Source organism: Ruegeria sp. CF8 (assembly GCF_056537285.1).
This window is the reverse complement of record NZ_JBQFRG010000004.1, coordinates 372,401-397,101: the sequence shown is the minus strand read 5'-3', so window position 1 is coordinate 397,101 and position 24,701 is coordinate 372,401. Positions and strand designations below refer to the sequence as shown.

Annotated in this window: 20 protein-coding genes and 1 pseudogene; 12 read left to right on the top strand and 9 right to left on the bottom strand. The window is 55.7% G+C overall.

Translation table 11 applies throughout. From position 1 onward, the window contains the following. Window positions 1-47 precede the first annotated feature (47 nt). The 3 genes from ACR0EV_RS12120 to ACR0EV_RS12110 are packed head-to-tail and all read left to right on the top strand — an operon-like array spanning window position 48 to window position 3,715. The gene (locus tag ACR0EV_RS12120) at window positions 48-2,591 is read left to right on the top strand and encodes a serine hydrolase (RefSeq protein ID WP_480800320.1); all 2,544 of its coding nucleotides are present in this window, start codon (window positions 48-50) and stop codon (window positions 2,589-2,591) included. A gap of 40 nt (window positions 2,592-2,631) precedes the next feature. Beyond that, complete coding sequence (locus ACR0EV_RS12115; protein WP_480800319.1) at window positions 2,632-3,168, top strand: hypothetical protein; 537 nt, start codon at window positions 2,632-2,634, stop codon at window positions 3,166-3,168. A 4-nt stretch (window positions 3,169-3,172) separates the two neighbouring features. Continuing rightward, window positions 3,173-3,715 (top strand): GNAT family N-acetyltransferase, encoded by a 543-nt coding sequence (locus ACR0EV_RS12110; protein WP_480800318.1) that lies wholly within the window; start codon window positions 3,173-3,175, stop codon window positions 3,713-3,715. A gap of 127 nt (window positions 3,716-3,842) precedes the next feature. Here ACR0EV_RS12110 and ACR0EV_RS12105 read toward each other — a convergent pair whose 3' ends face one another. Further along, entirely contained in the window at window positions 3,843-4,718 is an 876-nt protein-coding gene (locus ACR0EV_RS12105) for a Rossmann-like and DUF2520 domain-containing protein (RefSeq protein ID WP_480800317.1), read from the bottom strand. A gap of 158 nt (window positions 4,719-4,876) precedes the next feature. Between ACR0EV_RS12105 and ACR0EV_RS12100 the strand changes: the two are divergent. Together ACR0EV_RS12100 and ACR0EV_RS12095 are read left to right on the top strand one after the other, a co-directional pair. Next, window positions 4,877-5,548 (top strand): annotated as a pseudogene (locus tag ACR0EV_RS12100) (IS6 family transposase). A gap of 129 nt (window positions 5,549-5,677) precedes the next feature. Further along, the gene (locus ACR0EV_RS12095) at window positions 5,678-7,045 is read left to right on the top strand and encodes a dipeptidase (protein WP_480800316.1); all 1,368 of its coding nucleotides are present in this window, start codon (window positions 5,678-5,680) and stop codon (window positions 7,043-7,045) included. A 17-nt stretch (window positions 7,046-7,062) separates the two neighbouring features. Here ACR0EV_RS12095 and ACR0EV_RS12090 read toward each other — a convergent pair whose 3' ends face one another. Beyond that, window positions 7,063-7,890, bottom strand: coding sequence for a LysR family transcriptional regulator (locus ACR0EV_RS12090; protein WP_480800315.1), 828 nt, complete (start codon window positions 7,888-7,890; stop codon window positions 7,063-7,065). An 81-nt stretch (window positions 7,891-7,971) separates the two neighbouring features. On the opposite strand from ACR0EV_RS12090, the gene ACR0EV_RS12085 reads away from it, so the two are divergent. Both ACR0EV_RS12085 and sstT read left to right on the top strand, forming a co-directional pair. Beyond that, the gene (locus ACR0EV_RS12085) at window positions 7,972-8,958 is read left to right on the top strand and encodes an aldo/keto reductase (protein WP_480800314.1); all 987 of its coding nucleotides are present in this window, start codon (window positions 7,972-7,974) and stop codon (window positions 8,956-8,958) included. 522 nt (window positions 8,959-9,480) lie between these two features. Beyond that, window positions 9,481-10,710, top strand: coding sequence for a serine/threonine transporter SstT (gene sstT / locus ACR0EV_RS12080; protein ID WP_480800313.1), 1,230 nt, complete (start codon window positions 9,481-9,483; stop codon window positions 10,708-10,710). 329 nt (window positions 10,711-11,039) lie between these two features. Here sstT and ACR0EV_RS12075 read toward each other — a convergent pair whose 3' ends face one another. The 6 genes from ACR0EV_RS12075 to ACR0EV_RS12050 all read right to left on the bottom strand — a co-directional run bounded on the left by ACR0EV_RS12075 (window position 11,040) and on the right by ACR0EV_RS12050 (window position 15,715). Further along, window positions 11,040-11,195 (bottom strand): hypothetical protein, encoded by a 156-nt coding sequence (locus tag ACR0EV_RS12075; RefSeq protein ID WP_480800312.1) that lies wholly within the window; start codon window positions 11,193-11,195, stop codon window positions 11,040-11,042. A 205-nt stretch (window positions 11,196-11,400) separates the two neighbouring features. After that, complete coding sequence (locus ACR0EV_RS12070) at window positions 11,401-12,360, bottom strand: ion transporter (RefSeq protein WP_480800311.1); 960 nt, start codon at window positions 12,358-12,360, stop codon at window positions 11,401-11,403. Continuing rightward, window positions 12,353-13,543 (bottom strand): low temperature requirement protein A, encoded by a 1,191-nt coding sequence (locus ACR0EV_RS12065; protein ID WP_480800310.1) that lies wholly within the window; start codon window positions 13,541-13,543, stop codon window positions 12,353-12,355. The genes ACR0EV_RS12070 and ACR0EV_RS12065 overlap by 8 nt, the downstream gene beginning before the upstream one ends. 200 nt (window positions 13,544-13,743) lie before the next feature. Then, a complete protein-coding gene (locus ACR0EV_RS12060) occupies window positions 13,744-14,397 on the bottom strand; it encodes a DsbA family oxidoreductase (protein ID WP_480800309.1) in 654 nt (217 codons plus the stop codon). A gap of 3 nt (window positions 14,398-14,400) precedes the next feature. After that, a complete protein-coding gene (locus ACR0EV_RS12055; RefSeq protein ID WP_480800308.1) occupies window positions 14,401-15,120 on the bottom strand; it encodes a glutathione S-transferase family protein in 720 nt (239 codons plus the stop codon). After that, window positions 15,107-15,715, bottom strand: a complete 609-nt coding sequence (locus ACR0EV_RS12050; protein WP_480800307.1) for an NAD(P)H-dependent oxidoreductase — start codon at window positions 15,713-15,715, stop codon at window positions 15,107-15,109. The genes ACR0EV_RS12055 and ACR0EV_RS12050 overlap by 14 nt, the downstream gene beginning before the upstream one ends. 130 nt (window positions 15,716-15,845) lie before the next feature. Here ACR0EV_RS12050 and ACR0EV_RS12045 point away from each other — a divergent pair, with 130 nt between their 5' ends. Beyond that, window positions 15,846-16,211, top strand: a complete 366-nt coding sequence (locus tag ACR0EV_RS12045; protein WP_480800306.1) for a winged helix-turn-helix transcriptional regulator — start codon at window positions 15,846-15,848, stop codon at window positions 16,209-16,211. A 1,186-nt stretch (window positions 16,212-17,397) separates the two neighbouring features. Here the strand turns inward: ACR0EV_RS12045 and ACR0EV_RS12040 are convergent. Beyond that, window positions 17,398-19,368, bottom strand: a complete 1,971-nt coding sequence (locus tag ACR0EV_RS12040; protein ID WP_480800305.1) for a CocE/NonD family hydrolase — start codon at window positions 19,366-19,368, stop codon at window positions 17,398-17,400. A 164-nt stretch (window positions 19,369-19,532) separates the two neighbouring features. On the opposite strand from ACR0EV_RS12040, the gene ACR0EV_RS12035 reads away from it, so the two are divergent. From ACR0EV_RS12035 to ACR0EV_RS12020, 4 genes are all read left to right on the top strand, one after another. Beyond that, window positions 19,533-20,195 (top strand): helix-turn-helix domain-containing protein, encoded by a 663-nt coding sequence (locus tag ACR0EV_RS12035; RefSeq protein WP_420584779.1) that lies wholly within the window; start codon window positions 19,533-19,535, stop codon window positions 20,193-20,195. Continuing rightward, entirely contained in the window at window positions 20,192-22,231 is a 2,040-nt protein-coding gene (locus ACR0EV_RS12030; RefSeq protein ID WP_480800304.1) for an oxidoreductase, read from the top strand. The genes ACR0EV_RS12035 and ACR0EV_RS12030 overlap by 4 nt, the downstream gene beginning before the upstream one ends. 108 nt (window positions 22,232-22,339) lie before the next feature. Continuing rightward, the gene (locus tag ACR0EV_RS12025; protein WP_480800303.1) at window positions 22,340-23,032 is read left to right on the top strand and encodes a helix-turn-helix domain-containing protein; all 693 of its coding nucleotides are present in this window, start codon (window positions 22,340-22,342) and stop codon (window positions 23,030-23,032) included. Window positions 23,033-23,125: 93 nt separating this feature from the next. Further along, entirely contained in the window at window positions 23,126-24,685 is a 1,560-nt protein-coding gene (locus ACR0EV_RS12020; RefSeq protein WP_480800302.1) for an ABC transporter substrate-binding protein, read from the top strand. Window positions 24,686-24,701 lie beyond the last annotated feature (16 nt).

Here is a 24,701-nt window from a genome sequence, read left to right as displayed (position 1 = left end):
GGACGCAACACACGCGGCGCCGGAATTCTATGTAAAGGAGCGATACGATGCCTTGGTCGAAGATCGGAGGACCCGCTCACAGTTTGGCCTTTTACGGGGGCAGACTTGCCGCGCTTACGCCGGACAGGCAAGCGGTGTTCACCCGGAACCCTCGTACCGGCAACTGGTCCCAGATTGGAGGTCCCGCCGAGGCGCTCATCGGCGGAGGATGGGACCTCTACGCAACCTCACCTGGCGGCGGCGGCGTTTTCCGCTTCGATGGGGTCGGCTGGAACGCCGTCGGCGGACCGGGCGCCCAATTCAGCGGTGTTTGCAACGCGCTCTATGCCTTGTCGCCAAGTCGCGACCGTCTTCTACGCTATGATCGGCTGGCAAACGACTGGACGGTCATCGGCCCGTCCCCCGCTGGAAACATAGTGGAGGGCGGTTCACGTATCTGGGCCTCGGCACCGGGCGACGCTGCAATATGGGCCTGGGCGCGGTACGACGGAAGCTGGCGGCGTATCGGCGGCGCCGGTGCAGAGTGGGTAGGGGTGGGCGCGCGGATCTACGGCCTTACACCGGACCGGCAGGCAGTCTATGAATTTGATGAGCGCGCCGACCGTTGGAACAAGGTTGGCGGACCGGCTCAAACATTGATCGGCGGAGGAAACCGTCTTTGTGCTGTCCAGCCAGGCACGGGCGATATCTGGCGCTTTTTTCGCGAAGAATCCCGATGGGAGCGGATCGGTGGTCCCGGCGCGCAGTTCGTGGCAGCGGACGAATTTGTATGCGGACTCACACCCGACCGCCAGGAAGTCTGGCTTTTCGAGGATGACCTGGCCGAGACCAGCCGCATCCGCGCGTTCATGCTGCGATGCTACGACCATCCCGATTACGGCCTGAGCGTTCGGCGCGGTTTCCTTGTCAAGCACGCCTCTGGCCGCGTCCTTGCAGAACACGCGGCGAACACCTGTTTTCAACCGTTGAGCGTTCTGAAACTGCTTCCATATCTGCATGCGCTTATTGATGTCGACCGCGACCCGAATACCTCGATGTCGACACGCGTTTCATGGTTCGAACCCGCGGGCGCCACAGGCGCCGCGCGGACGGACACTGTCTGCCTTACGGCAGGGCCCGGGACGGTCTCGGGTTCGGCGCCGCTGACAGATGCATTGCCAACAATGATGTGGGAATCCCACAACCGGTCGCTCGACGCGGTCATGGATCTTTTTGGAACGACGACCATAACACGACGCGCTCAGCAGGAACTCGGGTTTTCGCAAACGGAGATGTATCCAGGTTGCCCGAAGGCAGACCGGCCCTGGGCGGACAACATCACCACACTTCAGGATATGGCGCGTCTCTATGAAGGTGTGGATGCCATGCACTTTTTTGACTTCGGGATCTCGCGGCGGCTGTTCGAGGGGAACATGATCGTCGCAGACGCTTCCGACCCGACCTATAGCAGCCCGATCACGGGCGGGGATTCAGGACCCGCCAGCGCCTCGGATCTGCGCAGCGTGCTTGAGGAAGAGGCATTGGCAGCCGGAAAGTCCGGGATTGTTCAGAACTTCATGCAAAGTGTTGTTCTCCGCAGAAAGGGCGGTTCAGGCGGGCCCTCTGGTGACGATGTCGGCTATGCGGACGCTGCCGAGTTGAGCCTGCCTTTCCGGCGCGGCGGCGGCAGACCTGTAATTGAAAAATACGTGCTTGGCTGGTTCCTCAATCAGATCCGAGACCCGGAACGCGACATCCCGCCTGACGCCGAACTCATGATGCTCGACATTAATGACAACTGGAATGTTGTCGGTGGCCCTGGCAGCCAATGGGTCGGGATCGGAGCGACGGCCTACGGACTGACGCCGGATCGGCAGGCGGTGTTCCGCCACGACGGGCCCGCGGGCCAATGGACACAAATCGGTGGTCCGGCAGAGACTTTGATTGATGGCGGCCATGATCTGTACGCTATCGAGCCCGGGACCAGCGACATTTGGCGCTTTACCGGGGCACCCATGGCATGGGAGCGGATAGGAGGGCCTGGGGCCGCGTTTGCGGGCGTCGGAGCGACGGTCTATGGAATATCCCCTTCTGGGAACCGGCTGTTCCGATGGAACGGCGCATCGGATGATTGGACACAGGTGCGCGATAACGTTGTTTCGATAATCGGCGGTGGCGATGAAGCCTATGCTATCGACGGTTCGACCGGCGACATCCTTTCTCATGATGCGAACGCGAATTCCTGGACGCGTATTGGCGGGCCGGGTATCGGCTTTGTCGCTGGTCAGGGCGGCCTGCTGTTTGGCATGACAACGGACCGGCAAGAGGTTTGGTCCTATAACGGTACCCCGGAATCGTGGACGCGAATTGGCAATGCTGCAGACAGTCTCGCAGTGGCTGGTGGCAGGCTCTACGGTCTCACGCCTGGTAAAGGTGCTATCTTCCGCTACGATGGCATGCCCCTCTCCTGGACGAAGGTTGGAGATGCAGTTGGTAGCATGATCGGCGGAAGCAGGTTGCTTTATGCGCCAAGCTCACCAGTGACGACAAGAAGTGCGTTTGTCCGCGAGCTCTACCGCGAACCGATACGAGAGGCGCTCGCCACGTGGTGAACGCCTTCTTTTGAAGATTCTTTCATGAAAGGAGATTGCAATGCCAATGATTGCCAAGATACCCGTCCGTGGTTCACGCTATGGCCCCTTTCTGTCAGTAGGCCGTCTTATCGGCCTTCGATCGGATGGAACGAAAGACTCGTTTAAAGCTCAGTTCCTCCCCCAATGGGAGGATGGTGGCAATGATGTTGAGGCGGCCTTCAGTAAACGTTTTCTGATGATCGATCTCGGGATGACGGAACTTACCTACGAGGATTTCGATGCGACCGAACGGGTTGCCAAAGCGCTGTCAGACGCGGCGCGATCTGCCCCCGAGGAATTGCAGGCCATCGCCAACGCCTTTGGACCGTCAGGTGATCGGGAGGACCGGGAAGCTGTCCTGGAACGGGCTTCGAAGCTTGGGATAGCCGACGATGATGACGATCCGGTGGCATTCTGGGGCGTCGTCCTGCTTGTAGGAGCCGCTTTGTTAGTCTCAGCATGCTGCAAAGAGACGGATTCCGATTGCGGAAGCAACGGTACGGACACTGACGATGACAAAGGCGGCGGAGGAACCGGCGGAGATACGGACGGTTGACGGCATGCCAACTCAAATTGTTGACAGGGTGTCGCTTGTCCCGGTTTCCCGGCTTGATGCTTTGGCACTGCAGGGCATGATCCGACGCAACGAAGATCGATTGGCGCATTTTTTCCCCAGTCTTCTGCGTGCCGGCGCTTCGCTTAAGGAAACTCAACGCTACATCGATCATCATGGGGAACTGGAGCGCTCGGGGCACAGTTTCGTGTTCGGTATCCCAGTCGCTGACGAAGGGCTCGCGGGCCTGATTTTCTTGAATGCCATCGACCCGGACGCGCGGGTGGCAGAGGCGGCGGGGGTCGTTGATTTCGCCCACGAAGGTTGCGGCATGATGAGTGGTGCCATGCGTTCGGTTTTTGATATCGCACGCGATCAGCTGGGTCTGGCACGAATTCGCTTCATGATCGCGCCGGACAACGCCCGGTCAATCACTTTGGCCGAAGCGCTGGGGTTTAGGCGCGAGCCCCGCAATCCACGCCGGTTCGCCGCCGGGACCAGTCGGGAAACGCTGCTGCACCGTTACACGTTAGAGCTTTGTCGGGCTTAGCCATTTGTAGACAACTCCGTTTTGGATTTGTTGCAGTCTTTTGACCGGGAGGTCTCGGGGTTGGAATCTGTCCATTCAAGCAGTTTGCAAATCTGACTTTCCAGAAACGACAAATCCCAGCCCAGCTTCAATCGTCGGAAGAGTTTGGGACAAAACCGGGATTAGTCGAGCCAGATTGCTTGAGCGTTCGGGCCATATTGCTCAAAATCCGGTAAACTTTTCCTGCAGGCTGGTGCCAGAGCGCAACATCGTGGCCCTGAGATTCAACGACCTCTTCGTCACCCCTGGCCGCGGGGCCTGTCAGGGCATGTTGCGGTCCCATGGCAATTACGTTTTCTGCCGTACTTTCCAGTAGGCTTGCGTTTAGTAGTGCAGCAACGTCGTCTGATACACCCGCTTCACTCCAGGCTTCGCGGGCAATTGCCTGTAACACGACGGTGAAATTGTTCGAGATCACCGCCGCAGCATGATAGAGGCTCTTGCTTTCTGAGCGGATCAAAAAACATCTGGCTCCCAGATTTTCAAGCAACGGATGCAGGAAGGCTAGGGCGTCTTCATCGCCTTCGAGACCGCAAAGTGAGCCGTTGAACTGTTCTTTTGCTCTGCTCGGGTCGGCAAAAGACAAAACCGGGTGCACGCTGGCGAGGTGCCATTTCGATATGCGCAGAGGGGCCATCTCTTCGGCTGGAAAGAAGCCGCTGCAGTGAAACGCGATGGGTGTCCGCTTCGATACTGGCATCCTCGAGAGTACGTCTGCCAGGGCAGACGCAACGATTGATATCTGCGTGTCCGGGACTGCAAGGATCCAAAGATCGGCTGGGCGCAAACCGGACAATTGTTTTTCGGCCCGGCCAGCACCAACCCGTCTGACGACATTCTGTGCAGACGTGAAACTTGCGCTAAGAACGTCCTGTATTTGGCATTCATCGGTTTCGTTCAGTAAAGACAGGAGCGTTTGTCCGACCTTTCCTGCACCGATCAGGTTTACTTTGATCCGGCTCATGTCCGTTTGTACCTCAGGTTCAGCAATTAAGGTTCAGTCTAACCTAATGTTTCTGGCAACTGTATTTCTTAGGCGGTCTGAGCCGATCAGTTTTGCTGAGATTTGAGGAGTTCGTTCACGATTGTGACGAGCTTTCAGGTGACTGCTGAGACGATGATATTGTGTGTCTTACCTGCGTGGATCGGTTACAAACTTTTGACTGTTTCTTCCGCCTACGCTACGGTGTTTCATACCGGGATCTGGAAGAAATCATGGCGGAACGCGGCGTTAATCTGGATCATGCAACACTGAACCGCTGGGTCAGCCGATATGCAGTGCTCATTGCCGACGCAGCGCGGTATAGAAAGCGTCCCGCAGACCGTTCGTGGCGCATGGATGAGACATATGTGACAGTGAAGGGTGAATGGGTTTATCTCTATCGCGCCATCGACAAACACGGCAAGACCCTTGATTTCATGCTATCCCAGCGCCGGAACAAGGCCGCTGCGGCGAGGTTTTTGCCCGCGCGCTTGAGGTAAACAGTCTGCCGCGCAAGATCGTCATCGACAAAAGTGGTGCCAACACGGCCGGCATCAAGGCAATAAACAAGATGCTGAAAGGCTTTGGTTGTCCGGTACCGATTGAGATGGTCAGACGGAAGTACCTCAACAACATCATTGAACAGGATCACCGCTTCATCAAACGAAGGATTAGACCGATGCCGGGATTCAAATCTTTCGCTTCAGTTGCATCTGCCCTGGCTGGCATAGAACTGGTTAACGTGATCCGCAAAGGTCAATTCACGCCCCGGCCTCCGTCCGTTTCAGCAGTTCGCCCAACTGGCAGGATAAACAGATCTCCAAATCCACTGATGCTCTGCCATCTAAAGTTCGCAACAGAACCGTTTTAGGTTGTCTTACGCAGACTTGCAGGCGACGTCTAGTTTCGTAGGCTAAGTGCGGCATCAGAGAGGACATGGAATGAGCTGGACCGAATATCTCGATACACACCAATCGCGCTTTGTCGATGAGCTGTGCGACTTCATTCGTATCCCTTCGGTTTCAGCCAAACCCGAAAACGAGGGCGATGTTCGAAAGGCCGGGCAGTGGGTCGTTGATCGGCTTGTGGCGGCGGGAATGGAAAACGTTGAGATGATGGAGACAGCAGGACATCCGGTGGTCTGTGCTGATTGGCTGCATGCTGGACCCGGTGCGCCTACAATCCTGATCTATGGCCATTTTGACGTGCAACCGGCTGAACCTTTTGAGCTCTGGTCCTCGCCCCCGTTCGAGCCGACGATCCGCGGCGATCGGATTTACGGGCGCGGGGCAACTTACGACAAGGGCGCCATGTTCATTCCGATCCTTGCGGCCGAGGCTTTGCTGGCAGAGACCGGTAAACTGCCGGTCAATGTGCGGTACTTCTTTGAGGGACAGGAAGAGATCGGATCCCCCGACCTTCCGCCTTTTATCGAGGCAAATCTTGATCGACTTCAGGCCGATATGATCTTTTCTGCCGATGGCAGTCAGTGGGATACTGAGACGCCGCAACTGGTTCTGGGTCTGAAAGGGCTCACTTCGCTTGAGATCTCGGTTCAAGGTGCGAAATCCGATCTGCATTCCGGCATGCATGGCGGTGGAGTTGCAAACCCGGCGATGGCGTTGGCCCAGTTGTTGGCCAGTATGAAATCAACCGATGGTCGGATCACTATCGAGGGCTTCTACGACGATGTCATTGAGTTGGCTGATGAAGACCGCGCGGCAATTGCGCGGGTGCCGTGGGATGAGGCAGCCTATTTAGCCCAGACCGGAGCCCCGGCTACCCTGGGTGAGCCAGGATACACGACACGTGAAAACCTGTGGGCGCGTCCAACGCTTGAGGTCAATGGATTGACCAGCGGTTGGCAAGGGGAAGGCACAAAGACCGTTTTGCCCGCGGTTGCCTCGGCCAAGATCACTTGTCGCTTGGTCGCCAATCAAAATCCTGAAAAGATATTTGATCTGATCTCCGCTCATGTCGAAGCGAACTGCCCGCCGAGTGTGACCGCTCAGGTATCGCGCAACCCTGGGCGCGCGGATCCGTTCCTTGTACCTGCAGGACACAACGCAACCGCCATCGCGGGACAGGTTCTTGAAGAGGTTTACGGCAAACCGGCGTACAAAACCCGCGTTGGTGGCTCGATCCCTGTCATGTCGACCTTGCTGGACGAGTTGGGTTTACATGCGGTCATGTTTGCGTTCGGACATGAGGATGAAAATCAACATGCCCCGGACGAGTTCTTCCGCTTGCCCACCTTCCGGCGCGGCCAGACAGCTTATGCTCGGTTGATGGAACGGTTGGGTGAATAGGCATTTGCAGCCTCGGTTCACCCGTTTTCACACGCTTTCGACATCACTGCATGGGTGCGATCAATGACATGCCGCACTTCTGCGAGAAATCGGTCTTCATGATGTGCGACCAGCCACTGATCATGTTCCAATTCATCGATCATAGGTGAGACTGGTTTAAGGTTTGCCTGTGTGTTTCCGATGAAGGTGGGCAGAACCGCACGGGCCAGTCCTGCGTTTGCAAGTTCCAACGCGTTTTGCGGCGTCGTCACTTCGATGGCGTCGTCAGTTTGCGTGTGCGCCCTCAGCCATCTGGCCGAAGGTGTATTGGACATGACACGTGCCCAGGTTGAAACGCTTTCATCCGCAGCATAGACCGCGAACCGAACCCGCCCGATCTTGCGACCTGCCAGGCCGATCTCTTCTGGTCGGTGGTTTCGAATACCGATTGCAGCTTCTCGGTGCCCGATCTTCAACACCTCTTCTGACGCGATGAACCGCAGCCGAACCGGCAATGATCCTGTCAGACTTCCGACAGCACCGATCAACACCTTTGTCACCCAGGTCCCGGCCGAAATCTTGACCAACGGTGGCGCGGTGGCAAGGCTGCTCTCGGCGACAGGTAAGACACGCGCTTCGATACTTTCGACCTTTTTCAGCAGCGCCTGCCCGTCTTCGGTCAGGTCATAGCCTCGTGGTTTGCGGTGGAACAGCTCGCTTCCCAGGTTGCGCTCAAGCTCGATCATGCGTCGGCCCAGAGTGGGTGCGCTCTTGCCGGTTTGTTCGGATGCCGGGCCGAGCCCGCCCGCTCTGGCAACCGCAAGGAAAAGCCGCAGGTTATCCCAGTCAAAGTTACTTTCATTCATGAAATGAAGCTTACATTTTGTGTTGTTGATGAAAAGACTGTGCTGGCGTTTTTATTGAAGGATCAGCCGGGAGGCCCACAGATGAACTTTCTCGAAACCGAAATCTCACCCCTTGGCATGGGATGCTGGCCGATCGGCGGCAAGATGTATTGGGGGGAACAGTCGCTGGGTTACACCCGATCGGACGACGAAACCTCCATTCGAACGATCCATGCCGCTCTGGACGGAGGGATCACATTGTTTGACACCGCTGCCGCCTATGGCGCGGGGCATTCGGAACGTTTGTTGGGCAAAGCGCTAAAGCACCGACCCGACGCCCTAATTGTCACAAAGATCGGGGTTGGGATCGATGAGGCAAGCAAGCAGATTTCGTTTAACCCTTTCACCCCGGATCAGACTGGCCCTGCTATAGACGGATGCTTGTCGCGGCTGGAACGCGATCGGGTCGATCTATTGTTGCTGCATGTAAACGATATGCCGGTTGCCCAGGCCGAGGCTGTGTTCGACGAAATGGGCCGTTTGAAAGAGGCCGGGAAAATACGAGCCTACGGTTGGAGCACGGATTACTCTCGAAGCGCGCTGGCCGTCTCATCGAAGAACGGTTTCAAGGCGGTCGAATACGTGATGAACGTCTTTTTCGATGCACCTCGCATGCAACAGGTGGTTCAAGAGGAAGGTCTAATATCCCTTATCCGCTCACCTCTTGCGATGGGGTTGCTCACCGGAAAGTACAATTTGAACACTGTCATGGAACCGAACGACGTGCGAGCATCCGGGGAAAGCTGGATGGAGTATTTTTCGGATGGAAGGGTAAACCCTGACTTTATACAAAAGCTTGATGCAGTTCGGGATTTACTGACCACAAATGGTCGAACGCTTGTTCAAGGGGCCCTCGGGTGGTTATGGGGCCAATCTGAAACATACGTACCGGTTCCGGGCGCTCGAACAGAAGAACAAATAGAAGGCATTTCAGGCGCACTGTCCTTTGGTGCCTTGCCGGTTGAAACAATGAACGAAATCGAAAGCTTGATTACGCGCAACCCCAACGAGCCAGACCGCCCCAGGTAATTATAAGAACTGAATCAAAACTGAGCGCCCACAGCGAACGTTGGTAACGCGGGCTGCTAACGCAGCATTTCAGTTTTCAGATCAAGGCCTGCTAAGGGCCGTCTCAGAATCTGTGGCGCTAAGGTAAACAACCGCGATCTGGCAAAGGGTATTGCACTTTTCGAGGCGGTGATTTGTTCAACCATCGTTGCCGAAACCTCTATTAACTTATCAGTGGATTGCTGAGATCAACTATGAGTTGGTTTTGACGCCATCAATTTGAGAAAGTTATTAATTTTCCTTTAGACTTCGTTTTGTGGGCAAACATGTTGACGTAAGGTAAGTATTTGTAATGCTGACACAATCCGCGCACTCAAAGGAAAACGGCAACTAATTCAGTTTAGATCGAACGAAGTCCAGTCTTCGCAAGACGTTTAAATCAAGCCTAAAGCGCCCAAATTGCCACCAGCTTCTTAACTCTAACCGTGCTTTCGCGGGTGTGAACTTCACCCGTGGGGCCCTTATTCGGACAGGATAATCCCAATGAAATTTTTTCAGCGTGGTAGCCTGGTTACTCAAATCATCATCGGCCTCGTGGCTGGTGCACTTCTCGCGACCCTTTGGCCTGCTGCAGGTTCAGCCGTCGGTCTACTAGGCGATTTTTTCGTCGATGCATTGAAAGCGGTCGCACCCGTTCTGGTGCTGATTCTGGTTTGCGCCGCGATCACCAACCACAAAAAGGACAGCGAGGCACGCATGGGCCCCGTGGTGCTTTTGTATATCCTCGGAACTTTCGCAGCCGCGCTGGTGGCTGTTGCAGCGAGCTTTTTGTTTCCGGTTACATTGCATCTGACAGGTGCGCCGGAAATTCTGAATGCCCCGGAAGGTTTGGCCGAGGTGGTCAAGAACATCTTGCTGAAAATCGTAGACAATCCGGTGAATGCACTTGCAACAGCGAACTATATCGGCATTCTCGCCTGGGCTTTGGGCCTTGGATTGGTTCTCCGTCACGCCAGCGACTCGACCAAGACTCTGATGTCGGATCTCGACGGTGCAATCACCAAGATCGTAGCCGCAATCATCCGGGTGGCCCCAATCGGTATCTTCGGTATCGTCGCCTCAACCATCGCTGAAACCGGCTTTGAAACGCTCGCAAGCTATGGCCAGCTGCTGGCGTTGCTGATTGGCTGCATGGTGTTCATGGCGTTGGTTGTGAATCCGCTGATCGTGTTCCTACGCTTGCGCAAGAACCCTTATCCGTTGGTATTCACATGCCTGAAGGAATCCGGGATTACCGCTTTCTTCATGCGCAGCTCGGCCGCCAATATTCCGGTGAACATGGAACTTTGCCGACGCATGAAGCTGGATGAAGAGACCTATTCGGTTACGATTCCAATCGGTGCGACGATCAACATGGCCGGTGCCGCCATCACGATCACGGTTATGACTCTCGCGACCGTTCACACCTTGGGCATTCAAGTCGATTTCCTCTCGGCACTATTCCTGAGCATTATCGCCTCGATCGCTGCCACAGGGGCGTCAGGTGTTGCAGGTGGCTCGCTGTTGCTGATCCCAATGGCCGCCAGCTTGTTCGGCATCGACAATGCTACAGCTATGCAAGTGGTCAGCATCGGTTTCATTATCGGCGTACTGCAAGATTCCGCAGAAACCGGCTTGAACTCGTCGACAGACGTTCTGTTCACTGCAGCGGGTTCGTACAAACAAGGTGAACCCTACCCAAGCAAACTGACCGCGGCTCAAGTCACTACTTAAGCTATGCAAAAAAGAACTCGCTCAACCATTGGCATTCGCCAGCGGTTGAGCGACTGCTAGGTCCAGATTGCGTAAGTTTCGCTAACCTCTGATTTTGTGTTCGCGGGAAACGGCAGGGTTGTCAGGCGTAACGCAGCAAAGACAGAAGGCATTCAACGGCCACATTGGGTTGACTGTGGCCCTACGGAGCAAAAAAGACGAATGACTGCAAAGTCCGCAGACTTCCAGTTCGCCGCTCGTTCGACTTTGGCGTCGCAGCGAAAATCTCCTTCGACGGGCCGCACCACAGCGGCAGCATCGAATAGTGAATAGCCGGTAAGGGCAGGTCGTCAACCCAACTGTTTCTTGAACCTCAAAGTTGCCAGCGACAACCCGGTTGCCGCAAACCCGATTATCCAGAGGATCTCCCAGCGCAACTCGTAGATCAAGGCATCTAGTAGAACCACACCGCGGATCATGTCCACAAATTGCGTAGCAGGTTGCATTCCCGGCGATTTCCTCAATCTTACATGGTGGCGCTCGCTCATGCAGAACCGGGCCCTTGCCGCCGACAACAAAAAAATCGCGCAGGACAGCAGCGAAACCTCCAAGCCCGCAAAATACTCAATTCGAAATCTCCCATTTTCACAGACTTGTTGTGATCCTGTTGGGAGTTCGGTGCCTGACAAGTGGCAACCCAATTACACTTGCTTAGGGTTTGGCCTTTTGCACAGTTTGCCCACAGGTAGGACAAAGACCAGACTGTGACACGGTCTCAGCATGAACACGGTCTCGGATAAGATCGGCAGAGCGGCGAGACAGGCCCAATTGCTTGCGAACGGCTTCAATATCGGCCTCATCCGCGTCGCATATGTCACCATCTTCCAAGGCCTTTCGAAATTCACGTTCCAGGCTGGCCCGTCGGCGGTGCAACTGGTCGTTCAGGCCGCTGGCAATGATCCCTGCAGGCAACGCAGCCATACCAATGCCAATCACGGTGATCGCAGCGCCGAAGATCTTACCGGCAACTGTCACGGGCGTCACGTCGCCATAACCAACGGTCGTCAGCGTTGCCATCGCCCACCACATCGCTGCGGGGATCGAACCGAAGGCATCCGGTTGCGCTTCGTGCTCCGCCAGCCAAGCACCACTGGCCGCAAAAATCAGCATCACCATAAGGATGAAGAAACCCGCAAAGAATGCGCCAGCCTCTTCCTCAAACACAGCAAGCAGCATGCCGAGTGCAGGCGAGTACCGAGTGAGTTTGAGTAGCCGAAGCATACGGAAGGTCCGCAGTAGACGCAGATCAACTGGGAAGATCAAATAGAGCAGCGCAGGTAATATCGCTAGTAAATCGATGATGGCGATCGGGGAGACGGCCCAGGCGGCGCGCGTTTTGTAACTTGGATTTTCGGTGGCGACCCACAGCCTTGCCGCGTATTCGACCACGAAAACAAACAGAGAAAGACCCTCAAAGAGGTTCAGCGCCAGGCCCCAACGAAAATATATGGAGTCGACCGTTTCTAGGATAACGGCGGCCACGTTAAGCGTAATTAGTGCAATTAGAGCTATTTCAAGCAACCAGGGACCGGTGGCCGCCCGGTCCGGGCGCTCGAGCCACCAATAGACTTTCCTTCTTAGATAGCCCGCACTTGTAAGTGCCTCACTCATGTCGAAACTGCGTCCAGGCGCGTGTCAGGGGGACCGCGATTTGCGATAGTAAAGCTGTCCCCCAGATCAGATTGCCTACCAAGGAGGGGACATGTGGGACGACAAAGAAACAGATGATTGCCAGCACTATCCCGAAAACACGCACATCCCATCGCCCGAAATCCGACGCCAAACGATGTTCTATGACGTTTTGAAGCACCCAAAGCATGGCGATGTAACCGGCAAGACCGAAACAACCTATGGCGGCATATTCGGTAGGATATGGCTCCCAAAACCCGACTTTGACCTCGGCAGCAAGAGCCACGCCGACCATGACGCCGCAAAGCATCAAGATCAGGTGCGCAAGCCACCAGATGACCAACGTCGAAACCTTTTTGTCTTTTGGTTTGGCATTGCCGACAAAGTCGAAATAGATCCAACACATCACGAACATCGAAACGCCACCGATGACGAAGTTGACCAGCACGTCCGGTGATACTTTGTAAATTCCTTTTTCGGACAGGGTGACGACCAGTTTGAAGAACCCTTCGCCTAATACGATCAACGTCAAAAGAGCAAACCGTTCAGCCATATGGCCAAGACGTGGGACAAACCTCTCGAAACGCAGGACTGTGACACCGGGTATCATGTACATTGCCTGCGTAGCCACTATCGCGGCGGCAAACACCCAGTAAGCAAGAGGTGCGGGCAAAAAGGCTATAATCGCAAAGATCACGGCAAAGACCGAGAAATTGCGGATCTGGGCCGTCGACATCGACTCGCCTGATGAATTGGCCCGCCGGGCTCGATAGTACAGCGCCGCGATCATGGCCCTGTTCGCAGCAAATCCTAACGCGAAGAAAACCCAACCCTTTCCGTCAATAGCCGGGATCGCCGCTGCCATGAACATCACCGTGCAGATCATCACGGCCATAATCAGCCGATGCCAAAAGTCGGTACTGACGTAGATCGAGTTGAATATGCTGAGTTCGCCCCAAGCGTACCAGAGCGTTATGAAGACTCCGGCGAACACAAGAAACCCATGCAGATCGAGATGATGCGACAGGTAATTACCCAATAGAAAGATCGTCACGACGTGGATCAGGTCGTAGAACAGCTCCGCCCAGTGGACATGGTCGTGCGCGTGGTCGAGGTCTTGGTGATGTTGCGGCTTCCGCCAGATGGGGTGATCATGCAGTGCCATTAATTAGGAACTCTTCCAGATTGAAAGGCTGTAGTGGCCGGCATGCGGCCACTCCGACTGAGTTTTAAATCTAAGAGGAAGGTTGTCGCGGAGACTTACGTCATGCAACCCCCACAATGGCTGTTCAGCGATGGCAGGCCGGGCGACACCTGTCCGATCGTGGGTTTTTTTGCGCCGGAAGTGCCTGGTATTCATTGGTGTCACGCGGCCCTGTCGTCTCGTAGATGCAGCAGGATGCGGGCGTAGTTTTCCGCGCCCTGCGCACCGGTCACGAGGTGACGTTGATCGAACACCATTGCGGGCACGCCCCGAACACCTTGGCTGATCCAGAATTGCTCTTTTTGGCGCACGTGATTGGCCCGATCTTGGCTTTGCAACATGTCTAGCGCATCCGCGCGGTTCAGCCCGATGCCAGCAGCCGCATCGGCCAGAACCTGTATGTCCGAGACGTTTTCGCGGTGTGTAAAGAAAGCCGAAAAGAGGGCCTGCTTCATTTCGTGGCCTTTGCCTTGCTCGGCGGCCCAGTCAATCAATTGATGCGCCCGGAAGGTGTTATACATCCGCATGTCATCGGCGTAATTGAACGCGAACCCCAGTGCTGCCCCTATCTCGGTCAGGCTGGCTCGGGCCTTGATCGACCCTTCCAATGTGGTCCCGTATTTCGATGCCAGGTGGTCGCGCAGATTCTCGCCACCCTCGGTCATCTGCGGATTCAACTCGAATGGATGCCAATGGATATCCAGTTCGGTCTGAGTATCGCGCGCGGCTTTGGCGAGTTGATGATAGCCGATCACACACCAGGGGCAAACAACGTCGGAAACGATATCGACGCGAATAGGCTGAGTATCTGACACGGCTCAGGATCCTTTCACATCGCCAGAAAAACGCGCCGCGTTTTCTTTGGCAAAGGCGCTGGCATCTGCGTCAGCATCCCAGAACTGTGGGTTGGCTTTGGGGATGGTCAGCGCTCGCTGCACAGCGGGCCGGGTATCAATACGGTCAAACCAGGCGTTCAGATGCGGAAGGTCCGACACATCCACCCGAGCCCAGACATAGGCACGTGCCCACGGGTACAGCATCATGTCAGCAATGGTGTATTCGTCCGCTGCGATCCAGTCACGCCCGTCCAGGCGCGTGTTCATCACCTCCATCAATCGGCGGCTTTCATCCACGTAACGGCGGATTGAGAAGGGCTCTTCGTGGCCATTTGGCGCGGCGATATGTTGGAAATACATCGCCTGTCCCATCATCGGCCCCACATGGCCGACCTGAAACAGCATCCACTGCGTCACCTCTGACCGTTTGACCGGGTCCGACGGTAGAAATTTTCCGTATTTCTCCGCCAGATGCCACAGGATCGCACCAGATTCGAAGATCGCCCGCCCCTCCGAGCGGTCTTCGATTGTTGGGATCTTTCCGTTTGGGTTCAGTGCCAGAAAATCCGGCGCCTTTTGTTCCTGCTTGGAAAAGTTGATGTGAGTCAGGTCGTAGGGCACGCCTGCCTCTTCCAGAAAGATAACCGGCTTGTAGCCGTTCATCGTGCCGGCAGTATACAGGTGAATATCAGGCTGGGACATGTTCGACCTCGACAAAAGTAGTTTTCAGATGGGCGTCAAATCGAGCGAAATCGGCCTCGATTTCGGGGTTCTTCATAACATCGAAGGCAGCGAATGTCGGTAGGGCCTGCATACTGAAGAACTTGGCGTTCAGATGCATCGGTCGCAGCAAATCGTCAACGCTTGCTCCGGCAAAGAACGGCTCGGTGGGGTTGTTGAATGCTTCTTTCGGCGCATTGAAAGTCACCGACAGCATGTATGTCTTGCCGTTCAGTGATCCACCCATGCCGTAATTGGCCTTTGGTGCGTCGGCGGTGCGACCGTCGCCCGCGCATAGGCGGCCATCCATCCCGGCTGTGTAGACCTCATCCATGTATTTCTTGAAGATCCATGGGACGCCCATCCAGTTTACCGGGAACTGCATGATGATTGTATCGGCCCAAACATGCGCCTCGACCTCAGTATTCGCATCATAGCCGTCGGCGACGGTTGTAATGCGTACTTCGTGGCCCATTGCGGCCAACGTGTCACGTGCGCGTTCGACCAGGCTGGCGTTCAACTGTCCGGGGGCGAATTCGTAGGGCTGGGTACCGTTCACGATCAGGATTTTACTCATGTCTATATCCTATATGTGCAATCTCTGAACCCTTGACTTTCGCCGGGTCCAGAGAGCATTTGAGAGTATAGGTGTGAGAAATCAACTAGTATACTTTTAGTAACTTAGTTATCATAGCGAAAGGATGACGATGCGAGCGCGGATTGAAGAGGACGCCAAAGGTCGTCGACAGGTTTCAGAGGCCTGTCTGGAGCCATGCGCAATCGAAAGAGGTATGCGGATTATCGGTGGAAAATGGACCGGATCGATCTTGTGGCACCTTAAAGATGGTCCCGTGCGTTTCAATGACCTGGCGCGTATGATCGGTGGGGCCAGTAAAAAGATGATCTCTGACAGGCTACGCCATCTTGAGGAGCAGGGTTTGGTTGCGAGACAAGTGATGGATACTGCTCCGGTGTCCGTCCAATATTCCATCACCGAGTTTGGCGTCACAGCGCTTGGGTTTCTCAATGAGTTGCGAAAGTGGAGTGAGGAACTGCCTAACGGTTTAAAGTGATGACTTTTTTCTGCTTGCTCCTATCTTGAAGCTAAAGATTTTAACAACTAGGCAACAAACGTATAATTTCACAAACACTGCAGATGAGGTCACTTAGCGACTTAGAACAGAATTCCGCGAGTTTGTTGTCTAATAGGTAATTCGCGCCATTTATAATAAGAAATTGATCAAAAAAATAACAAAGCGAAGTTTTGTTGCCGTAGCGTTTTTTGGAACGAATTTCTGCCGGGCCAATAAGTGACATTTGAACTGACAAGTAACACAACAGCTGTCCTGCGGAGAGCTAGTTGTGTCAAATCCAGTTCTCGTACCCGCAGCAAACGACAGCTTTGACCGGCCGCACCGCAGCATCAGATTTGCCGGATGAATGTCTGCAAAGGCCGTCCTTGGCGCGGTCAACAGCGTCGCTAGCAAACTATGCCACTTCAACTCCGACGGCAGCGCTGAGTCCATTTTGACCGACGCTACGCGATGCCCCAATTTCAGCAATGCTCGGAATCGGGAATTTGCAAAGATTGACGAATGGCCCAAACCTGCTGTTCAACCAATTTTTGGGAACGCTGCTACGCAGTCCTTCCTACCTAACAACAGCCCGATATTGCGATTATGAGCAGCTTGCGCAGTTCTCAGAATGAGAGGGAACATCCCTCGCTCACGTGACATCAACTCCTACAAGCGCGCATCCGTTGTCCCATTTGCGGACGTAACTCATTTCGGAGGTTAGCAGATGACAAGGGCAGGATCGCAGAAGATCGCCGCTCTCAGAGATCATTTCTTTAGCCCATTTTGCTTCAGCTTTTTACGACAAGCCAACTACTTTCCTTGCGTTTGTCTATACTTCTGTCATCACCAGAACATAAACCGGGCCGCCACCGAAAACGCGGTTACTGCATGTAGCATGTCCGTGGTTATGAGGAGCACGGTCTCCAACTGTCTGCATACGTAGTGTTGCAAGGTCTACATGCCTGACGGTCGCGCATGCGTTGCTAACCAAAACGATAATGTCAGAACGAGATGCTAGTGCGTTCGGTGTTATTTGCACAATTGGCGTCTGTGAGCCCGGAAGTTCCTAGTAGGTCGAAATCAGAGCGGCGACGGCAACCGATACAAAAAGAGTTTGACTGGACCCACGTTAATTCAGACCCGACAAAGCAGAAGTGCCAAAGCCGACAATAAATTGACCGAACTATTGCTGCAAAATACGCCATCGGCGCATTGCGAAGGGTTGATCGTTCCATGTTGCATTCAACTCGGCATCGGTCGTAGTGCGGTTGCCGGTGGAACAGGCCACCAAAGCAACAGAAACCTCAGCCGTTCCGTCAGGCCGTTCGAAAACCATCTTGTGACGTACGGTAGTCTGCTGCTCTACGTCATTTGAAGTGTCCAGATTGTGCGTCATGCTGGTCTCATAGCCAAAAACGGTCTCTGTCTGGGCAAACGTCGTTTTCATCATCGGCTGATGCCAGCCCGTCTCAGTCCTGTTTCCCTTGGTCTGCGTCCAACGTTTCAAAGGGTCAGGCGCATGGGTGGAATGCCGTTTTTGCACAGGCAAGTCTTGGGCTCCGGGGAGTGGCTTGGACAGGTCAGCGGGCTCATGGGGTAAAATAGGCAAATGCAGCGTTGCGTGATCTATCCGTATTTCCATGGCCGGTGATTTCGCGTGAATGAGGGGCCAGTAAGATGAGGACAAAGCCAGCCGGAGACTATGTCCCTTGCGGACGCGGTAGGCCGTTGAGTGAAGCCGAAGGTTCGCATTAAATTTGCCTGACTTCGTCACTGATGGGGTGCGATCCAAATTCTTGTCAAGCGACAGGTTTCGAACACCATAGCTTACACGTGCAGCGACCCCTTCCGGGCTCACATCACTCAGCCTGGCGATGATCTGCCCCGGTTTGTCGCCGGTCTCGCCGCGCAGAACCAGTGTTACCGAACCATATATAACAACGTTTTGGTTCAAAGGAGCCGTTTCGAAAACCAATGACCGGGCATCGTCTGCGGATTGATCGAGAGGCAGCCCGCCGGAACGGCCAAAATACCCCGTGTCCCCAGCAGTTTGCCCAACGGTTGGGTCTGCAGGAACCGTCCAAGGTGCGGTGTTGTCGCTGGATTTCAGCGTGGACAAGTCCCAGTCCTGCATAACGCTTTCCTGCGAGGCTGGCCCGCTTTGCGCCCATCTCCCGGATCTTTGGACCAAACTGTCGCCCGGTGTATCGAATTCGCGCATCCAGACCCGCAAGCGCGGCCAATCAGGCGCGTCGGGCTGATCCGATTTCAACCAATGATCCCACCACTCGAGCGCGAGCTTTTGAAAACCGATGGAAGGTCCCGGACTACCGTGGTCGGGATAATGATGCCCCCAGGGACCGACGACCCCCCAAACCAGATCGGGGCGGGCATCAACCAAAGACATAACTGAATTGGAATAGCGATCACTCCACCCGCCGACTGACAGGATCGGAACCGAAAGGGCGTCAGCAGTATGAATAACCGAGCCGTGGCGCCAAAAGTCACCGCGCCCATCTTCACGCAGCCAGTTCTCCAAGGGGAATGTCAGACTATCGATCCGTTCTTTCCAACGCGATTTCCATTCCGGCCCGACATTCAGCGACGGCGGAGACGCCAGGATAGAGGGAAGCGTGGCACCCCATTCGAACGTATCCGACAAAACGCAACCGCCCATATAGTGGATGTCGTCCTCGAACCGGTCATGTGTGGCACAGACAGCTATCGTCGCCTTCAATGGTTCGGGTGCATCAACACTTGCCTGAAGAGATGCGGTACCGCCCCAGGAGGTGCCGAACATGCCCACGCGGCCATTGCACCAGGGTTGCGCAGCCAGCCATTCGATCACGTGCCGTGCATCGTCCAGTTCAGCCGGAGCGTACATATCCGGCATGTGCCCTTCGCTGTCGCCCGATCCCCGCATATCGACCCGGATACAGGCATAGCCATGGGCGGCAAAATAGGGATGGTTCCTCTCATCCCGCGCGCGAACCATGTCGGTCTTGCGATAGGGAATGTACTCCAGAATGGCGGGCACAGGCGCTTGAGTCACAGGGCGCCACAACCGTGCGGCCAGCCGCACGCCATCAGGCATTTCGATCCATAGATGATCTGTTTCTGACACGTCGAAAGGACAGTCGGTCTGGTCTTTCATGGTGATCCGCCAAGTGCGTTTGGTGTTTATACCACTTCTGCAAATCTGGAGCGAACTTGCAATAGCTCCGTGCTTTTCGATGCAAAATAGAATTTGACTTTAAAATTCTAGTCTGATTTCAATTTTGGCAGAGCTCAACGCTCAGCCCAATTTCGGAGAGCCAAATGCCATCTGACAATGTCGTCGCTTTGCCATCCGCAATTTCCTCACTGGGCAGTGAGGTTCGGCAATTGCGCAAAGCCCGCCAGCTGACGCTCAAACAATTGAGCGAAGAGGCGGGTATTTCGCTTAGCCATGTGTCGGCAATAGAACGCGGGGTTTCCAAGCCTTCGGTTGACGTGTTGCAGGCTATCGCCAGTGCACTCAGCGTCACGCCAGATTGGTTCTTTGCCCGCCGCGCCGGGGCTGGGCCGATGGAACAGGCCTTTGTTGTGCGTGCCCAAAACCGTCGGGCGCTGAATACGCTCTACGGTCAGGACGCGGCTGAGTTGGGCTACACCGATCACCTGCTGTCCAGCTCGATCGGCGGGCAGTTCTATATGGGTATGGCGGTTTATGCACCGCACTCGGAACGCCCGGAAGACCCTTTGCAAAAACACGAGGGTGAAGAGCACGGCTTGGTTCTGGAAGGTGAGTTGGAGATGCAGATCGGCGATGAGTTCATCACCCTGCGCGCCGGGGACAGCTACAGCTTTGACGCACGTATCCCGCACCATGCCCGCAACCGCACTGATCAGGTATGCCGGTTGATCTGGGCAGTCTCACCGGTCGTCATTCCAAAGGATGTCGTCGCACCGCAGGCTTCTGACCGGGAAACCTCATCATGAGCCGTGACGTCCTGCTGCAACCCTATCAACTGAAGCACCTGACCCTGAAAAACAGGCTCATGACCACCAGTCATGAACCCGCCTATCCAGAAGACGGAATGCCCAAAGAACGCTATCGCGCCTATCACGAAATGCGCGCGAAAGCGGGCGTTGCGATGACAATGACCGCAGGCTCTGCCACTGTCAGTCGAGACAGCCCGCCGGTGTTCAACAATATCCTTGCCTACAAGGATGAGGTCGTGCGCTGGATGGGTGAATTGACCGACGCCTGCCACGCCCATGGCTGCGCGGTGATGATCCAGCTGACCCATCTGGGGCGGCGCACAGGGTGGAACAAGGGCGATTGGCTGCCCTCTGTTTCCCCCTCGCATTTCCGCGAACCGGCGCATCGGGCCTTTCCGAAGAAGATGGAAGATTTTGATATCGAGCGGATCGTGAACGACTACGCCGATGCGGCTGAACGCATGCAGGCCGCCGGCTTGGACGGGATCGAGTTGCAGGCTTACGGGCACTTGCTGGACCAATTCTGGTCGCCGCTGACCAACACGATGGACGCCCCATTCGGAGGTGACCTCGACAACCGACTGCGTTTTGGCTTCATGGTGCTGGATGCGATCCGTGATCGCGTCGGTCCCGAATTCATCGTAGGTATTCGTTACACCGCCGATGAGGTCGAAAAAGGCGGCATAACCGAGGAAGAAGGGCTGGAAATCGCGCGCAGGCTGCGCGACAGCGGTCAGGTGGATTTTCTGAATGTCATTCGCGGGCGCATTCACACCGACCCTGCCATGACTGACGTAATCCCTGTGCAGGGCATGAAAAGCGCGCCGCATCTGGATTTCGCCGGGCGGGTGCGGGCCGAAACGGGCATGCCGACCTTCCATGCTTCGCGCATCCCGGACGTGGCGACGGCGAGACATGCGGTGGCCGCGGGGCTTTTGGATATGGTCGGGATGACCCGCGCGCATATGGCCGATCCGATGATCGTGTCCAAGATTCAAGCCGGGCAAGAAGATGACATCCGGCCTTGTGTCGGGGCCACCTACTGCCTCGACCGCATTTATCAGGCAGGCGAAGCACTGTGCATTCACAACGCCGCCACGGGGCGCGAAATGTCGATGCCGCATGTCATCCCCGCATCGGAGACACGCCGCCGCGCAGTCATCGTCGGCGCAGGTCCCGCTGGGCTGGAGGCGGCGCGTGTCGCCGCTGAGCGTGGCCATGATGTCACCGTTCTGGAGGCCGCCCCCGAACCCGGCGGCCAAGTGCGCTTGACCGCGCAATCCAAGCGCCGTGCAGAGATGATCGGGATCATCGATTGGCGTATGGCCCAATGTGCTGCGCGAGACGTCCAGTTTCACTTCAACACGTATGCTGAGGCCAGTGACGTGACCGCGTTGTCGCCGGATATGGTGGTGATAGCGACCGGAGGTCTGCCCGAGACAACGATCCTCGATTCGGGAAATGAACTGGCCGTGTCCGCCTGGGACATCCTGTCCGGCGACGTGCAGCCGGGCGAAAACGTGCTGATCTACGACGATGCGGGGGATCACCCGGCCCTGATGGCCGCTGAGGTCATCGCCGCCTCCGGCGCACGGGTCGAGGTCATGACCCGTGACCGTAGTTTTGCGCCCGAAGTCATGGCGATGAATCTGGTGCCCTATATGCGCTCTTTGCAGAAAACCGGGGCCGTGTTCACGGTTACCCGAACCCTGCAAGCGATCGAAAAATCAGGCAATCAGCTGCAAGCCCATATTGGAACCGACTATTCGGATCTGATTGAGAAAAGAGAATATGATCAGGTGGTTGTCAATCAGGGCACACTGCCACTGGACGATCTATACTTTGACCTCAAACCTCTGTCGCGCAATCGCGGGGCGGTGGATCAGAGTGCGCTTGTCTCTGGCAAGGGCGACCTGTTTCCGCAACCCAATCCCAGCGCCGAATTTGATCTGTATCGCATTGGCGATGCCGTGTCGGCACGCAACATTCACGCTGCAATCTACGACGCTCTGCGCATTGGTATCCGGTGGTAGCAAGGGAAGGGAGGTATCGCCAATACAGGAAAAATGAATAATTTTTCTTGCGAAAAAGAAAACAGCTCGTAACATTTCCGAAATTCCGAGCACACGAAGGGAGGATTCGTGAGCCAGGCCAGATCGAAAAACCAAAGCCGTACTGCCAGCGAAGAGGGGCTTGCAGCCTTCGGGGCTGAGGTGCGTCAGCTGCGCAAAGCCCGCCAGATGACCCTGGCCGAGCTTGCGACCAGCAGCGGTGTTTCGATCAGCCATCTCAGCGCAATCGAACGCGGAACAGTCAGCGCCTCGCTCAATAAAATCTCTCGCATTGCCGACGCTTTGGGTGTTCCAGAAGAATGGTTTTTCAACCACCGCCCCGGCTCGGGCCCGCTGGAGCGCGCCTATGTCGTGCGTCAATCCAACCGTCGAAATCTGAATTTGCTGTATGACGAACCTATCGAGCAATCTGGCTATGCGGATCAGTTGCTTTCCAGTTCTATTGGCGGTGGATTTTGTTTGGGCGTCTCGGATTACCGCCCCTATTCCGAACAGGTCGTTGACCAATATTTCTCGCGCGATGGCGAGATGCATGGTGTCATTCTGGATGGTGAGCTGGAACTGGTTCTTGAGGACGAAACCGTCACCTTGCGCACTGGGGACAGTTTCAGCTTTCCCGGAGAAATTCTTCACGTCCTGCGCAACGTAACCGATCAACCCGCGCGCATGATCTGGGTGAACTCACCCGTGATCATTCCAAGATTCTCAGCGCTTGGCGCTGATGAGCAATTGCCACAGTCACAAAAGAAAAAGAACGGATAACGCCTGCTGGCACCTGAAGTCGCGGGCACGCCTGCCCGCAAGCAACCAACCCGGACAGATGCCCGGATTCGAAGACAAACAGGGAGAAAGCAAATGAGTTCGATTTTCAAAGGAGATGTTTCCCGACGCTCCGTTCTGGCCGGTGCTGGTGCATTGGGCGCAGCCAGTCTGGCCTTTCCGCATATGGCCGTCAGCGCCGATGGCTCGGTCCTGACCATCCGGTCCTACAGCGATCTGCAAGTGCTGGACCCGGCCTTCTGGCTCGCGCTGCCCGAGGCTGACATCATGCGGTCGATCTATGCCCCGCTGGTATCGAACCAACAGGGCGACGAATGGAATTGGCGGCCCGTTGCTGTTGAAAGCATCGAACAGCTGGACGACCTGACCATCGCCTTCAAACTGCGCGACAACATTGGCTTTACCGATGGCTTCGGTCAGATGACCGCCGATGACGTGAAATTCTCGATTGAGCGTATCGCTGACCCGGCCAACGAAAGTCCCTATGCCGGGGATTGGAGCGCTTTGAAGGAGGTTGAAGTCAAGGACAATCTCTCGGGTCTGATCCATCTGAAAAACAAGTTTGTGCCGCTGTGGACAACCACACTGCCGACACCTGCCTCCTGCATCGTGTCACGCAAGGCGGTCGAAGAAATCGGCGGCAAGATTGGGTCCGAGCCGGTGGCGCAATCCGGTCAGTACATCCTGACAGAATGGGTCCCCAAACAAAAAACTGTTCTAAAACGCAACCCGGACTGGGCTTATGAGCCGGGCGGGTACGAGGAAATCCATATTCTGCCCATCGAAGACCCTTCGACCGCTGAACTGGGATTTGAAGCGGGCGATCTGGATTATACTTGGACGTCGGTATCCTCGCTGCCGCGTCTCAAGGAAAACCCGCCTGCGGGATCGGTTGTCGAGGAAAAACCCTCGCTGGCTTATGTCTGGCTGGGCATGAACCAGGATAACGAAGCGCTGAAAGACGTTCGCATCCGCCGTGCCATTCAGCACGCGATTGACCGGCAGACCGTTGTCGATGCGGCCTATTTCGGCGCAGCGGCCGTGGGCAACGGCATCATCGCTCCTGGCCTGCCGGGCAGCCGGGACAGCGTGACCTATGATTATGACCCCGACAAAGCACGCGAATTGCTGGCAGAAGCAGGTGCGGAAGGCATGACCGTCACGCTTGACATCCTGAACCAGTCCGAACGCCTGACGGCAGCTCAGGTCATTCAGGCCAATCTGGCCGATGTGGGGATAACCTGCGAGATCAAGCAAAATGATAGTGGGACCTTCTGGACGCTGGGTTCGAAGGACGGCGACTACTTCATGAACCTGCAACTGGTGCTCAGCCGGTTCTCGATGAACCCTGACCCAAGCTGGGCGACAGTCTGGTTCACGCCAGAACAGGTCGGTGTCTGGAACTGGGAGCGCTTCAACAACGAAGAATACAAGGCGCTGCACGAAGAAGGCCTGGTCGAAAGCGATCCGGCCAAGCGCGATGAGATCTACAAGAAGATGCAGGGTCTCATGGACGAAAGCGGCTGCTATGTCTTCCTGACACATGAGGTGGTCGGCCTGATCCACAAGGACACGGTCAATCCGGGCCTCAAACCGAATGGTGAGCCATTGCTGCCGCTGTTCAAACCCGCCTGATCCACGCAAACGGGCG

Coding starts and splice junctions, on each gene's coding strand:
- ACR0EV_RS12120 (WP_480800320.1), top strand. CDS start 48: ATGCCTTGGTCGAAGATCGGAGGACCCGCTCACAGTTTGGCCTTTTAC.
- ACR0EV_RS12115 (WP_480800319.1), top strand. CDS start 2,632: ATGCCAATGATTGCCAAGATACCCGTCCGTGGTTCACGCTATGGCCCC.
- ACR0EV_RS12110 (WP_480800318.1), top strand. CDS start 3,173: ATGCCAACTCAAATTGTTGACAGGGTGTCGCTTGTCCCGGTTTCCCGG.
- ACR0EV_RS12105 (WP_480800317.1), bottom strand. CDS start 4,718: ATGAGCCGGATCAAAGTAAACCTGATCGGTGCAGGAAAGGTCGGACAA.
- ACR0EV_RS12095 (WP_480800316.1), top strand. CDS start 5,678: ATGAGCTGGACCGAATATCTCGATACACACCAATCGCGCTTTGTCGAT.
- ACR0EV_RS12090 (WP_480800315.1), bottom strand. CDS start 7,890: ATGAATGAAAGTAACTTTGACTGGGATAACCTGCGGCTTTTCCTTGCG.
- ACR0EV_RS12085 (WP_480800314.1), top strand. CDS start 7,972: ATGAACTTTCTCGAAACCGAAATCTCACCCCTTGGCATGGGATGCTGG.
- sstT (WP_480800313.1), top strand. CDS start 9,481: ATGAAATTTTTTCAGCGTGGTAGCCTGGTTACTCAAATCATCATCGGC.
- ACR0EV_RS12075 (WP_480800312.1), bottom strand. CDS start 11,195: ATGCAACCTGCTACGCAATTTGTGGACATGATCCGCGGTGTGGTTCTA.
- ACR0EV_RS12070 (WP_480800311.1), bottom strand. CDS start 12,360: ATGAGTGAGGCACTTACAAGTGCGGGCTATCTAAGAAGGAAAGTCTAT.
- ACR0EV_RS12065 (WP_480800310.1), bottom strand. CDS start 13,543: ATGGCACTGCATGATCACCCCATCTGGCGGAAGCCGCAACATCACCAA.
- ACR0EV_RS12055 (WP_480800308.1), bottom strand. CDS start 15,120: ATGTCCCAGCCTGATATTCACCTGTATACTGCCGGCACGATGAACGGC.
- ACR0EV_RS12050 (WP_480800307.1), bottom strand. CDS start 15,715: ATGAGTAAAATCCTGATCGTGAACGGTACCCAGCCCTACGAATTCGCC.
- ACR0EV_RS12045 (WP_480800306.1), top strand. CDS start 15,846: ATGCGAGCGCGGATTGAAGAGGACGCCAAAGGTCGTCGACAGGTTTCA.
- ACR0EV_RS12040 (WP_480800305.1), bottom strand. CDS start 19,368: ATGAAAGACCAGACCGACTGTCCTTTCGACGTGTCAGAAACAGATCAT.
- ACR0EV_RS12035 (WP_420584779.1), top strand. CDS start 19,533: ATGCCATCTGACAATGTCGTCGCTTTGCCATCCGCAATTTCCTCACTG.
- ACR0EV_RS12030 (WP_480800304.1), top strand. CDS start 20,192: ATGAGCCGTGACGTCCTGCTGCAACCCTATCAACTGAAGCACCTGACC.
- ACR0EV_RS12020 (WP_480800302.1), top strand. CDS start 23,126: ATGAGTTCGATTTTCAAAGGAGATGTTTCCCGACGCTCCGTTCTGGCC.